This is a genomic window from Nocardia sp. NBC_01329 (genome assembly GCF_035956715.1).
Classification (GTDB): domain Bacteria; phylum Actinomycetota; class Actinomycetes; order Mycobacteriales; family Mycobacteriaceae; genus Nocardia.
Genome location: NZ_CP108381.1, coordinates 5,694,703 through 5,707,548, shown reverse-complemented (window position 1 = coordinate 5,707,548; position 12,846 = coordinate 5,694,703). Strand labels below are relative to the sequence as shown.

At 63.7% G+C, this 12,846-nt stretch carries 12 protein-coding genes; 1 reads left to right on the top strand and 11 read right to left on the bottom strand.

The window, feature by feature from the left end; all coding sequences use genetic code 11:
- Positions 1–232 precede the first annotated feature (232 nt).
- The 10 genes from OG405_RS25890 to OG405_RS25845 form a co-directional block, all read right to left on the bottom strand.
- Complete coding sequence (locus OG405_RS25890) at positions 233–868, bottom strand: hypothetical protein (protein WP_327149012.1); 636 nt, start codon at positions 866–868, stop codon at positions 233–235.
- Positions 869–904: 36 nt separating this feature from the next.
- Positions 905–1,639 carry a hypothetical protein gene (locus OG405_RS25885; protein WP_327149011.1) on the bottom strand — a complete coding sequence of 245 codons (735 nt, stop codon included), beginning with the start codon at positions 1,637–1,639 and terminating at the stop codon, positions 905–907.
- Positions 1,640–1,772: 133 nt separating this feature from the next.
- Positions 1,773–2,936 carry an MlaD family protein gene (locus tag OG405_RS25880; RefSeq protein WP_327149010.1) on the bottom strand — a complete coding sequence of 388 codons (1,164 nt, stop codon included), beginning with the start codon at positions 2,934–2,936 and terminating at the stop codon, positions 1,773–1,775.
- Positions 2,936–4,030: an MCE family protein gene (locus tag OG405_RS25875; RefSeq protein ID WP_327149009.1), complete on the bottom strand. Its 1,095-nt coding sequence runs from the start codon at positions 4,028–4,030 to the stop codon at positions 2,936–2,938. Before OG405_RS25875 ends, OG405_RS25880 begins: the two co-directional genes overlap by 1 nt.
- Complete coding sequence (locus OG405_RS25870; protein WP_327149008.1) at positions 4,027–5,127, bottom strand: MlaD family protein; 1,101 nt, start codon at positions 5,125–5,127, stop codon at positions 4,027–4,029. The genes OG405_RS25875 and OG405_RS25870 overlap by 4 nt, the downstream gene beginning before the upstream one ends.
- On the bottom strand, positions 5,124–6,122 hold the full coding sequence (locus OG405_RS25865; RefSeq protein WP_327149007.1) for an MCE family protein: 999 nt from the start codon (positions 6,120–6,122) through the stop codon (positions 5,124–5,126). The genes OG405_RS25870 and OG405_RS25865 overlap by 4 nt, the downstream gene beginning before the upstream one ends.
- Positions 6,119–7,150, bottom strand: a complete 1,032-nt coding sequence (locus OG405_RS25860; protein ID WP_327149006.1) for an MCE family protein — start codon at positions 7,148–7,150, stop codon at positions 6,119–6,121. Before OG405_RS25860 ends, OG405_RS25865 begins: the two co-directional genes overlap by 4 nt.
- Positions 7,147–8,697, bottom strand: coding sequence for an MlaD family protein (locus OG405_RS25855; RefSeq protein WP_327149005.1), 1,551 nt, complete (start codon positions 8,695–8,697; stop codon positions 7,147–7,149). The genes OG405_RS25860 and OG405_RS25855 overlap by 4 nt, the downstream gene beginning before the upstream one ends.
- 3 nt (positions 8,698–8,700) lie before the next feature.
- Positions 8,701–9,564 carry an ABC transporter permease gene (locus OG405_RS25850; RefSeq protein WP_327149004.1) on the bottom strand — a complete coding sequence of 288 codons (864 nt, stop codon included), beginning with the start codon at positions 9,562–9,564 and terminating at the stop codon, positions 8,701–8,703.
- Positions 9,565–9,568: 4 nt separating this feature from the next.
- Entirely contained in the window at positions 9,569–10,387 is an 819-nt protein-coding gene (locus tag OG405_RS25845; protein WP_327149003.1) for an MlaE family ABC transporter permease, read from the bottom strand.
- 611 nt (positions 10,388–10,998) lie between these two features.
- Here OG405_RS25845 and OG405_RS25840 point away from each other — a divergent pair.
- Positions 10,999–11,691 carry a serine protease gene (locus tag OG405_RS25840; protein WP_327149002.1) on the top strand — a complete coding sequence of 231 codons (693 nt, stop codon included), beginning with the start codon at positions 10,999–11,001 and terminating at the stop codon, positions 11,689–11,691.
- A 94-nt stretch (positions 11,692–11,785) separates the two neighbouring features.
- Here OG405_RS25840 and lppU read toward each other — a convergent pair whose 3' ends face one another.
- Positions 11,786–12,388 (bottom strand): LppU family putative lipoprotein, encoded by a 603-nt coding sequence (gene lppU, locus OG405_RS25835; protein WP_442790611.1) that lies wholly within the window; start codon positions 12,386–12,388, stop codon positions 11,786–11,788.
- Between the last annotated feature and the right edge of the window lie 458 nt (positions 12,389–12,846).

The window sequence follows — 12,846 nt, the reverse complement described above, 5'->3', positions numbered from 1 at the left end:
GCCGGGGCCATAGCTCGCCAGGAGTGGATCAACGACCTCGGACTTTGGTACGAAGAGCCGACCGACCTCGCCGACTGGGATTCAGTCATCGGGCCACTCGCCGCGCAGATCGAGTCCCACTTCAACCAGACCTGCTGCCGGCTCGCCCGAACCCTCCATACGACCCGCGTCATCGAAAGGGCTGGTGAGCGATCCCGGCGGATCACCGGGATCGCTCACCGGATGTCACAGGTCAGTTCCCCGGTGCCGGGGCGGGTTGTCCACCCGCGGGCGCGGCCGGCGCGGGACCTGCCGGTGCCTGCGCTGCGCCCTGGCCGGCGAGTCCGCCCAGCATCGCCAGTTCCCACTGGTTCACGATCCAGCGGTCATCGTCCTTCTCCAGGGTCGCGACCACCGCGATGTCCTGGCGCTTCGGTTCGGGAGTCACCGAATTCGTCTTCATCAGGCCGATATTGACGAGAACCTTCGCGCTCTTCTCGTCACCGGACTGGAAGCCGCAGGTCGCCTCGTCCACCCAGGATTTCACCTTGGATTCGGTGAGCAACTGGCGCAGCACATCCCAGTTCTGTTCCAGCGAGGACACCACATTGTCGGTGGCGCCGTCCTTCATCGCCTTCATGAACCCGTCCAGGTCGCCCTGGTAGTCATAGGTGTTGGTCGAGCGAGCGAACTCGCATGCCGCTCGGGTGGACTGGTCCTGTGCGTTCAGTTCACCCCGGTTCTGTTGGAACGCGCGGAAATACACGACTCCCGCGACGACCAGCGCCACCAGCACCACACCCGCCACGAAGGCGGCCACCACCGGGAGCAGTCCGGACCTGTTGTCGTTGCCCGGTTCCGGTGTCGCCGCGATCTCCTTCTCAGCCATAGCTTCGAGTCCTCACTTCTCGTCTCGCGGCTGCAACTACTGCTGCATCATCGGTGTATCGAAGTCGGCGACCAGCCAAGTGCCGTCGATCTTCTGCATGGAGACATTGGCCGCTACCTTGACCTGTCCCGGTCCCTGTTCCTGCGGAACGCTGGCGGTGGTGAACTGCTGGTCGATGACCAGGACCACCCGTGCTCGATCGCCGGACCCGGATTCGTATCCGCACTGCACCGAGGTCGCGGTGGAGCTGACCTTCGATTCGGCGAACCGGGTCTTCAGGTCCGGGCCGATCTGGCCGACCAGGTCCTTCCACTTACCGGTGGCGGAATGGTCCAGCCGCTGGATGTAGTCGTCGGCCTTGTCACCGGTGTAAGTGGCGAAATTGTTTCCGAAATCGCAGGCGGCCTTCGTCGCCGCGGCGCGACGGTCCACTTCGTCCTGCTTGTTCCCGGCCAGGAAGAAGAAGACCCCGACCGCTACCAACGCCGCTACCAGCAGCACCGCCGCACCGATCAAGGCGGGCAGCGGGAACGGTGAGCGACGACCGGTGGGTTTTTCCGCATCGGTGGGCGCGTCGGTCCCGGACTTCGTCCCGGTCGCCGAGATCTTCTCGGTGGTGTCGTCCGCCTTCTTCTCGGTATCAGCCTTGTCACCGCTGGTCACGATGTCGTTCTCATCTTTTCCGGAAGTGGCGTGCTCAGCCGCGGCGTCCGCTGGCACACCGGTGCCTTCCGGCTCCTGGGGGTCGGAGACGGGTTTTTCTGAGGACATCTGTACTGTTCACACCTTCCCGGCGCGGCTGGAAACGCGCCGTAATCTACCGGTCGAAAACGACCGCCGGGTGTGGCGGGCATCTCTGCGAGAGTATGCACCGTCGCACCCGGCTCTCCACGACCGGTTCCGTCTACCGCACGGGCGGCAGCGTACGTTCGTTCGGGTCCACTCCCGGCGGAATGGTCTTACCGTTGTCCGGGATGTTCGGACGCGGTGCGTTCACCGCGCCACGGATCTGCTCACCCGGTCCGGGGCTGTCGCAGTAGTTCCACATCGGCAGCGTCCCATCCTGCACCACCTGCGTGTTCACCGGAGTGGACTGGTACTGGCAGTACGGCCGGAACCAGATATCGAGGATGGTGTGGAACTCGTTGTCGTGAGCGGGGACACCGAGGGCCGCGCCACCGAGCTCGAGCGCCGGGAACAACGCCGCCAGTGCGGGTGTGCGCAGCTGCGCCGCCCGGGTGAGGGCGAGGAAGTTGCCGGCCAGCGCGGTGATCGGATCACTGGTGCTGTCCAGGGTCGCGGTCACGGCCGCGAACTGTCCCGGCGCCTGGTCCAGCACCTTGATCAGTTCGGCGTTGGCCTTGTTGAACTGGTCGAACAACACCCGCGAATTGGCGGTCAGCGTCCCGAGATCGGGCTGCGCCTGTGAGGTGGTGGCCGCGATGGTTCGCAGATTGGTGATCAGGTTCGTGGTCTGCGGCAGCAGCGAATCCATCCCCGCCGTCACCAGACTGACCCCTTCGATCAGCGACCGCAGCTGATCCGGGCCGCCGCTGAGCGCGGTATCGAGTTCGTTCAGGATCACCGCGAAATGCTCCGGATTCACCTGAGCGATGAGGTCGCTGGAGTTCTCCAGCACCGACGACACCGGAACCGGGGTGCTCACGCGCTCCGGATTGAAATCGATCGACGAACCGTCGGTCAGGAATGGGCCCTGAGCGGTGGCCGGCCGGAAGTCGATGTACTGCTCACCGGCGCCCGACAGCGCCTGCACGGCGACCTGCGTATCCACCGGGATGTCGTAGCGGGAGTCGATCTCGGCCTTCGCCTGGATCCCGGCACCGTCATCGACGAGTTCGAGATTGCTCACCTCCCCGACTCGGTAGCCCCGCAGAGTCACATCGTTACCGGGTTGCAGGCCGCCGGAACGGTCGAGGTTCACCGTGACGGTGTAGGTGCTGCGCAACGGATTGACCCGCATCACGTTGACCAGCAGATAAGTACCGCCGATCAACAGCGCCAGGACCAATCCGATATTCGACAGCAGGATCTTGTTCCTGGACAACATCACTGGCCTCCTACGCGGTACTGCACGACCTGGAGGATCTGGATCAGGCTGCCCGCGAAGTCCTGCAGATCGCGCACATCGTAGAAATGGCTGGTACCGGGCGCGGTCAGCATCGCGATATCGAGATTGGTGACGTTGACCTGCGCGGCCAGGCTGCTGCCACGGAAAGTGGCGTTCACCGGAGCCTTCAGATCGTGCAGGGCGTCCATCAGTGCGCCGAAATTGTCACCGGTCGCGGCGAGTGCCGACATCAGGCTGTTCAGACTGTCCAGCGTGCCGGCCAGATCGCCACCGGTGGTGTCGGCGTAGTCGCCGAGTGCCGCGCTGGTGGTGGCGATCTTGCCGAGCAGATCACCGAGCGCGCGGTTGTTCTCCGCGATCGCGCCGATCATATCGGGCAAGGTGTCGGCTACCTGGCCCAGTTCGGTGCGCCGGGCGTCGAGCGTATCGGCCAGCACATTGAATTCACCCAGCACGCTGTCGATACGGGACGAGTTGGCATTGATACTCGAGACCACACCGGTGATCTCGTTCACCAGGTGCACCAGCTGATCGCTGCGTCCACCGACGATCGAGTCCAGTTCGGTGCCCAGCCGGGTCAGATGGGCGATACCGCCGCCGTTGAACATCAGCGATACCGACAGCAGCAGTTCCTCCACCGTCGCACCGGCCGAGGTCTTGTCGATGGGCAGCGTATCGCCGTCGGTGAGCAGCTGACTGTTCTGTTCGGTGGGCGGTTTGGAGACCGCGATGAACACGTCACCGAGGGGTGTGGCCTGGCGGAGTTCAGCGGTGGTGCCGACGGGTAGATCGATATCCTTGCGGATCTGCATATCGACGATGGCCTGGAAGTTCTCGGTTTCGATATTGGTCACGACACCGACATCGGAACCGCCGATCTTCACCTTGGCCTGGTCGGGCAGGTTCAGCGCGTTCTCGAATACCGCCTGCAGTGTGAAGGTGTCACCGCCGATCCCCGGTTTCGGCAGCGGTATATCTTCAACGTTCAGACCGCATCCGGAGGCCAGCACCACCGTCCCGGCCGCCACGAGGGCTGCCATGGCACGACGGGCGCGGCGGATCGTTCGCATCATTTCGTCAGTCCCAGCAGTGCGGCGGTGAGTCCGAAGTCCGGTCCGAAATCCTCGGGCCGGCCGGTGCGGCAGCCGTCGGACTTCATCTGAATCCGTTCGCAGAAAACGCTGACCAGCTCGCCGTTGGCGAGGTTCGTACCGATCAGCGCGTGCAGCCGGACATAGCCCTGTTCGTAATTCATCGACCGGTGGATGCTCTGCAACAGCATCGGCGCGACGTCGACCACCTCGGTGACTCCGTGCGCGTTCGCCCGCAACTGGTCGATCACCCCGTTCATCTTGGTCAGCGTGTCCACCAACTGATCCTGATGGGTCGCGAAGATCGAACTGGTGTTGTTCAGGAAGTCGTAGAGCTGCTGGAGGGTGGACTGCAGACCGGGTGCCTGCTCGGCCAGCATGGTCGTCATCTGGGTGGCCTGATTGCTGAAATCGCGGACCGCCTGGTCGTTCTCGGCCAGCATCGTGGTCAGCTCGTTGAGCTTGATGATGATGTTCGAGATGTGATCCTTGTTGTCCACACCGAGCTTCAGCGCACTCGACAGCGCGTTGAGCGTGTCGCGCATCTTCGCACCCTGGCCGTTGAGCATGGGGTAGAGCACCCGGCCCGACAGCGGGCCGAGACCCTCCTGGCCCTCCTGAGGTTTCAGGGCGTCGGCGAATTTGTCGATCGTCTTGAGCATCGTGTCCAGCTCCACCGGAACGTCGGTCCGTTCCAGTGGCAGATGGTCGCCGCTCTCGAGCGCATCCCCCTCGACGTAGCGAGGAGTCATCTCGATATGCCGGTCGGTGACGATGGACGGTGAAACCACCACCGCCATGGCGTCCTTCGGGATCTGCACATCACCGTCGATGGTCATATGGACCTCGACCAGATCACCGTGCGGCACGATCTTGTCGACCTTGCCTACTTCGAGTCCGAGCACGGTGATCGGGTTGCCCTCGAACATGCCGGCGATGTTCTCGAAATCGGCGGTGATCGCGATATCGCCGCCGGTCACACTGTTCACCACCGAGCAGCTGCCGAGCGCCAGCGCCGATACACCGACGACCAGCGCCTGGCCGGCACGCTTCATGATCCCGTTCTTGTACTTGATCATCCCTGGCACCCCTCGGCGACTTCGGCGAAGCACAACCAGTTGTCCGGGAACAGCCACGGAATACCGACCTCGGCGTAATTGCCGTTACCCCAGGCATTGGCCAAGTAGCGCACCGACGGCGGCATGATCGACAGCAGCCGATCCAGGTTGTCCTTGTTCTTCTGCAGACCCGTCGCCATCGTGTTCAGCTGATCGAGCGTATTGCCGAACTGGTTGTTGTTCTGTGCGCCGATCGCCTGCAGCTGCGCGGTCAGCGTGGCCACATTGTCGAGCAGGGTCCGCAGCAACTGCTGCCGTTCCACCACCCGCGAGGCGATGGCCTCACCCTGGGTGATGATCAGCAGCGTGCTGTTGCGGTTGTCGGCCAGAATGGTGGTCACCCGGTCGAGATCCTTGAGCAGCTGCGAGACATCGTCCTTGCGGTTGTCGATCACCTTGGCCAGTGCGCCGATACTGTCCAGCGACTGCACGACCAGTTCCGGCGAACCCTGCAACTGCTCGTTGAACAGATTCAGCGATTCGGCGAGTTTGCCCGGCTCGAGTTCCTGGAACTCCGGGGTGCCCTTGGAGACCACATCGGCCAGATCGTAGGGAACCGCGGTGTTGGTCTTCGGGATCCGGTCGTCGGGCAGGCCCGAACCGTCCCCGGGATCCAGGTCCACGTAGCGGGCACCGAGCAGTGTCGCCATCTTGATGGAGGCCCGCGCGTCGGGTCCGAGTTCGACATCGTTGGTGATCTGAAGGGTCAGCAGAACGTGGTCGCCTTCGAGTTCGGCGGCCGCCACCCGTCCCACCGGCACACCGGCGATATCGACCTTGTCGCCGACGGTGATGCCGGCGGTCTGCACGAATTCGGCCTCGATGGACTGTTCACCGATTCCGAGACTGCGGAAACCAGTCGAGGCCAGCACCAGCGCACCCACGACGATGACACCGATGATGCCGAGGCCGAAGTAGCGATTGTTGTTGAACCAGGTCTTGAGCTTGGTCATCATGGCCGGCACACCGCCGATTGCGAATTTCCACCGATCTGAGAGAACAGGCCGCGCGGGAAGAGGACACCGTAGAGCGATACATCCAACCGGCAGATGTAGGCGTTGGCGTACGCGCCTTCGGAGGTGAAGCGCCCCGCGTCGGCGAGGATGGACGGCAGATCGATCGCGGCCTGATCCAGTTTGGCGCCGTTGGCCAAGAACAGGGTCAAAGCGTCACGTGTCGAATTCTGCACCGCCTCCAGCTTCGGCTGGATATTGCCCACCATGCCCACCAGGGCGGTGGTCGCACCCGCGATCTGCTCGGTCGAGCCGAGTAGTTGCTGTCCCTGCTCGTACAGTCCGCCGATCAGCGCACGCGTCTGGGTTATCAGGGTCTCCAATTCATCCCCTCGTTTGGCCAAACCAGCCATCACACCGCTGAGATTGGTGATCACATCGCTGAGGATGGCGTCGCGCCGCTGAAAATCGGTGGCCATGGTGGCCGCCTGGGTGATGAACGAACTCAATGACACCCGGTCGCCCTGCAGGGCGAGGATGAAGGTCTCCGAGAGCCGGTTCACCTGCGCGGGTTCGAGCACCTCGAACAACGGCTGGAATCCGTTGAGCAGCGCCGAGATATCGAAGGAGGGCTCGGTGCGGTCCACGGGAATATTGCCGTCCTCCGGCAGCGGGGACGCGTCCCCGCCGGAGCCCGGCGCCAGCGCGACATAGCGCTGACCGATCAGGTTCTGGTAGCGCACCAGCGCCTTGGTGTTGCCGAAAAGGGTCTGATCGTCCTGGACGATAAAGCTGACCTCGGCGTTGTGGTCGTCGGTCAGCTCGATCTTCTCGACCTTGCCGACGCGCACACCCGCCATCCGGACATCATCGCCCTCGCGCAGACCCAGCACATCGGTGAAAACCGCCGAATACGATTTCGTACCACCGTCGACCGTGCGGGCCAGCGTGTTCCACACCAGTACGGTGACCAGCACCGACACCACTGCGAACAGGCTGAACCCGATCAGCGGTTTGCGAACTCCCCTCACGAGGCGGCCTCCTCGGTCACACTCAGGGTTCCGCCCTCCAGGATCGAACTCAGTATCAGGTACTCCATCGAGGACGGCTTCCGGCCGAGCAGAGTCGTCACGGCGGCGTCGCCCTCGTAGGTGATCGGTGCGGCCGCGGGCGCCACGCCGGTGCCCGGGGTGCCGTTGTCCGCGGCCGGCGCGGGCGCGCCCGGCGCGGCCGGCGGATTCTGCGGTTGTTCACCGGGCTGCGCGGCGGGAGCCGGAGCCGGTGCGCCGGGCAGCCCCGGAAGCTGCGGCAGCCCCTGCGGGAACAGCCCTTCCAGTGGCGTCCCCGCGAACGGGTTGTTGCCCTGCGCCTGGGTCGGCGCGGGTGCCCCGCCCTGCGTGGTAACACCCGGGATCTGCGGCAGTCCGGGCAGCGGCGGCATCACCGGCAGGCCGTCGGCGGCGGCCAACCGGCGCGGTTTCACCTGCTCGGGGAGGTATCCGGGATCCGCGACCGCAGGAGCGGTCGCGCAGCTCGGGCCGGCCAGATCGCCGTAGCGCGGGCAGTCCGCCACGGTGTTGGGGTTGAACGGGGTGAAGGTGACGCCCGCGTTCCACACCATCTGTCGCTGCGGCCCCCAGGTGAACACCGTGTTCAGCTTGCGGGACGAACTGTTCAGATTGCTGATGGCGTTGGTGATCGACGCCGGGTTCGCGGCCAGCGCACCGAACGTCTGGTTCATTCCGACAGTGAGCTCTTTACCGACGTTCGGGTTGCGGGCGAACAGATCGTTGATCTGGTCGGCCATACTGCTGGCACCGGTGATCACGTTCACCAGTTCCGCACGCCGGTCGGCGATCGTGCTCGCGGTCTGCACCGAGGAGGCCAGCACATCCATCAGATCCGGCGCCGACTCGTTGAGCGCGTGTACCGATCCCGACAGATCACCGAGGAAGACACCGAGATCCGGGATCGACTCATCCACCGAGGTGACCCAGCGGTCGAGCCGCTCGATGGTGGACCCCGGGACCCGGCCGCTGCCGTCCAGTGCGTAGGACAGGGTGCCGAGCACCCGGCCGAACTGGATCGGATCGATCGCGTCGAGGATGTTCTGAACCGTGGTCAGCGTGTCCTGCAGGGCGATGGTGCCCTGGCTGCGGTCTTCCTCGATGATCGAACCCTCGTCGAGGTGGTCGGCGTTGGGCCCGTTGTAGACCAACTCCACCGAGGTGACCGCGAACAAGTTGCTGGGTACCACCCGGGCGGTGACGGTGGCCGGGATACCGTCGGCGAATTCGGGCTTCAGCTCGATGTTCACCTCCTGCACTTCCCCCTGGGCCGCGACCGAGACACTCTTGACCGCGCCGACCAGCACTCCACGGAACTTCACATCGGCTTGTTCGGGCAACCCGTCACCAGTGGTGGTGAGGTTGGCCGTAACCTTCACTTTCTCCACGAAATAGCCCTGATACCGGGCCATCAGGAAGCCGAGAACAATCGCGAAGACGATCAGGCCGCAGACGCCCGCGATGAGCAACTGCTTCATCGTGGGCCCACGCCCACTCGGATCGATGATCATTACCTACCCCGAGATCCGGATGCCGGGGTTGACACCCCAGATGGCCAAGGTCATGAAGAGGTCCACAAAAACGGTGGCGATGATGCACATCTTGATCGCACGACCGGCGGCGACACCCACGCCCTCCGGGCCACCGGAGGCGAAGAAGCCGTAGTAGCACTGGATGAACGTGGTGATGGCGACGAAGATGATTGCCTTGAGCAGCGAATACAGCACATCGGTCGGAATCAGGAACTGATAGAAGTAGTGCTGGTAGGTGCCACTGGCAGTACCACCGATCAACTGCACGGTCAGCGCGCAAGAGATGTAGGCCATTGCCAGGCCCAGGCAGTACAGCGGCAGAATGGTGATCATCGCGGCGATCATGCGAGTGCTCACCAGATAGGGCAGCGGACGGATCGCGATCGACTCGAGCGCGTCGATCTCCTCGGAGATACGCATGGCGCCGAGCTGAGCGGTGAAACGACAGCCCGCCTGGGCCGCGAAAGCCAAGGCGGCGAGCAACGGGCCGAGTTCACGAGTGGTCGCGAAGGCCGAGATGGCACCGGTGATGGGACTCAGCCCGAGCAGATCGAGCGAGGTGTGGCCCTGGATGGCCACGGTCATTCCACCGAACGCGCTCAGGATGAGTACGACGCCGATGGTTCCGCCGCCGACGATGAGATTGCCGTTGCCCCAGGTGACATCCGAGAGCAGCCGCCAGACTTCTTTCGGGTACTGCTTGAACGCCAGCGGCATCGAGCCGACCGAACGCAGGAAGAAGAACACCTGGTGCCCGAGCCGGGCAAGCATATCGACCGGTACACCGGCCGCATTTCGCAGTTGCTGAAGGGGTTTGAGCAGCGGGGGCACATATGTTGCGGACACCGGCTCACACCACCTGAGGGGGGAACAAAGTGTTGTACACCTGGGTGAAGATCACATTCACTCCGAACAACATCACCGCGGACATGACAACGGCGGTATTCACCGAGTTGGCGACACCACCCGGACCACCGCGGGTGTTCAGTCCGGTATCGCAGGCGATGATTGCGGCGAGGAGACCGAACAACAGCGATTTCACCAGCGCGACAAGCAGATCGAGCGTTACCGCGAATGAGGCGAAGGTCGAGATATATGAACCCGGAGTTCCACCCTGGGCGAAAATATTGAAAACGTATCCGGTCAGAAATCCGACGAAGACAACAAATCCGCAGAGCAACACGCTGACCAGCATTGCGGCACCGAGTCGGGGTGCCACCAGTCGGCGCAGCGGATCGACGCCCATAACTTTCATGGCATCGATTTCTTCGCGAATGGTCCGGGAACCGAGATCGGCGCAGATCGCGGACCCGACTGCGCCCGCGATCATCAGCACGGTGACCAGTGGCGCGCCCTGTTGAATGATGCCGAGGCCGTTGGCCGCACCGATGAACGAGGTGGCGCCGACCTGCTGTGCGACCGCGCCTACCTGGATGGATACGATGACACCGATCGGGATGGCCACCAGTAGCGTCGGCGCGGCGGCCACGTTGGCCATGAACGCGCACTGCCGGATGAACTCGTTGACGGGAAACCGGCCGCGGAAAATACTGACCACGAGTTCGGTAATCGCTTCGACGGCCATGGTCATCTGACGGCCGAGCGTCTCCACTGAACGTCTGGGGTGGTCGCGCCAGTAGTCCCGCGTCCACTCGACCGCTCCGCTCAACCGAGAACCTGTTGGTGGACTCTTGGTCGACTGCACTGACTAACCCCTCTCGACGTCGGTTACCTACCCCGACGGCTGGTTTGCTTGAGGCACCTTACTACGTAGTAGTGCGGAACACACCCTAGGCGCGTGAGCGCGGTCACAGATGTTCATCACTTTGTGGCGTGACCACTGAGTTATCGCCCGTTCTTTGGTGTGTATCCCAATGAGAGTTCCGCGTTACCGGAAGAACATACAGCTGACCGGCGCTAAATGTAACGAAGACCGCGAGAACTGATGCGAACCGTGGTTCACTTAAATAACGGAGAGTATTCCGGGAAATTAACCCTTTCGCGGCGGTGCGGAGATTCGACCGTTACTCGACCCGCGCGGCCAAATCCGGGACAATTAATAGCGTTCGGCTATTCTTCCGAGGGTTATCGTGGCCGGAGTTCGCGCGGTGCGCGCCGCACGTGGAACACCCCCGGCCGAATGCACGACCGAAGAGCCGAAGTTCCTTGTTACACAACCGAACTCGCGGTTAGCGGCTACTCGGGGCGCGCGTCGGGGCCTTTGCTGCCACGATGAGGTGCCACACATTGATATCGTGCGGCTTCAAGGTCTGGAGGGATATGTTCAGGAAACTCGCCCAGGCGGCCAGCGCCGTCTTCGCCGTCGCGCTGAGTACGGCGCTCCTCGGCACCGGGACGGCCGCCGCCGATCCCGCCCGACCCGTACTCGGTGGCGGCTCAGGGCTCATCATTTCCTCTGAGTCCGGTCAGATGTCCGAGTATGCGATCCAGTGCACGCTCACCACGATCGGCCACGACAGCGCCGGCAGACTCGTCGGCCTCACCGCGGGACACTGCGGAACACCTGGGCACGAGGTGTATTCGGAACAAGACCCCGGCGCCGGAGTGCTCGGGCGATTCGTCTACTCCAACCAGGACCTGGACTACGCGGTACTCCAATTCGATCCCGGTCGAGTGGCCCCGGTCAACCGCGTCGGCAACCTGAGCATCACCGGGCTCGGCGCACCGGCCCAGTTCCCCAATATCGTCTGCAAAGAAGGCCGCACCACCGGCAACACCTGCGGTATCGCCTACGGCGACGTCTTCGCCAGCAGTGTGGAGACCTGGTCACAAATGTGTGTGATGGAAGGCGATTCCGGCGCACCGGTCGTCGTCGGGTCGACACTGGTCGGCATGGTGAACGCCTACCTGGCCATCGCCTGCTTCGGACCCGAGGTCGGCACCAATATGGCGACCATCATGGGCGATATCGACCACCGGAACAGCGTCGGAGCCGGGTACCGACCCATCTAGCGGCTACCGGAGATCGACATCGAGGCGGGCACCACCTGGTGCCCGCCTCGACTTTTATCCTCGGGCCCCGGGCGGGCGCCGCGCGTCCCTGACCTCAGAGCTCCTCGACGCACACCACGAAGCGACGCTCCGGATACACATATCCGCTGTTGCCCGAGCCACACGCGTTCACGTCCGTGGCGCTCTGCTCGATCGCGACAACCTTCACTCCGTCCGCGGCCGAGGTCTCGGTGCAGTCGATCCGCTCCGGCCCGGTCGTGCCGCCGCCCACATCCATACAACCGCCGACCACCCAGTCGATATCGAGGCACAGAGCCCCCATCTCGATGCCGTTGCGGCTCTCGGCGTAGTAGTTGTCGGCATCGCTGATGCACTGAGTGCTCTGCTCGGCCTTGCCGATCACCTTGTAGTTCGACTCGTTGCTACCGCAGGACGCCTCTTCGATGCTGGCATCGGTGGTCGTACCGCCGAGGGTCACGCACTCGCCGACCTCGGCGTCGAAGCCGACATCGCCACCTTCCGGGGTGGTGGTCGGCGCGCTGGAGGTAGTGGTGCCGGAGCCCGGTGTGCCGGTTACATCCACCGCGTCCACGGTGCCCGTCTCCAGCACCGGTTGCGCCCGGCCCTCGATGGTGGAACTACAACCGGCGACCGCCAAGCCGGCCGCCACCGCGGCCCCGGCGATCGCCACCGTCAATCGAGATGATGCCCATCCAGACACGCACAGTCCTCCCGCTGTGATGCCGAACTCTGCTCCCGCATCGAATCCGAACCTCACTACAGCTCCGCCAGCAATATCACGCCATGAATACACCATGACGGCGCGAGCGTCGACTCCGCTGACCCCGCCTCCGGGGAGCCCGCCGCCGACTGCCCGAGGGCAAGGAGCATCTGGCGCGCGAAGGCGTGACATATGTCATCGACAGGTTTGCCCACACCGCGCCGCCGGGCCATGGCGGTGCGTACCGGCCGAACAGGAATTCCCGGCACACCCGGTATTCGGCGTGCCACCGGGGACACCGCGCGCGGGCGGTGGCGCAGCACACCATTGATGCATAACAGCTATGTAACGAAAAGGGGGACTGGTAACGACTGGATAAACGCAGTACCAAGGACCTTGGAGCGGAGGCGCACCCGCAGGATCACGTGCGAGCT

Excerpts from the sequence above, each read along its gene's own strand:
- OG405_RS25890 (WP_327149012.1), bottom strand. The coding sequence starts at position 868 with ATGGCTGAGAAGGAGATCGCGGCGACACCGGAACCGGGCAACGACAAC.
- OG405_RS25865 (WP_327149007.1), bottom strand. The coding sequence starts at position 6,122 with ATGATGACCAAGCTCAAGACCTGGTTCAACAACAATCGCTACTTCGGC.
- OG405_RS25880 (WP_327149010.1), bottom strand. The coding sequence starts at position 2,936 with ATGTTGTCCAGGAACAAGATCCTGCTGTCGAATATCGGATTGGTCCTG.
- OG405_RS25885 (WP_327149011.1), bottom strand. The coding sequence starts at position 1,639 with ATGTCCTCAGAAAAACCCGTCTCCGACCCCCAGGAGCCGGAAGGCACC.
- OG405_RS25855 (WP_327149005.1), bottom strand. The coding sequence starts at position 8,697 with ATGATCATCGATCCGAGTGGGCGTGGGCCCACGATGAAGCAGTTGCTC.
- OG405_RS25840 (WP_327149002.1), top strand. The coding sequence starts at position 10,999 with ATGTTCAGGAAACTCGCCCAGGCGGCCAGCGCCGTCTTCGCCGTCGCG.
- OG405_RS25875 (WP_327149009.1), bottom strand. The coding sequence starts at position 4,030 with ATGATGCGAACGATCCGCCGCGCCCGTCGTGCCATGGCAGCCCTCGTG.
- OG405_RS25870 (WP_327149008.1), bottom strand. The coding sequence starts at position 5,127 with ATGATCAAGTACAAGAACGGGATCATGAAGCGTGCCGGCCAGGCGCTG.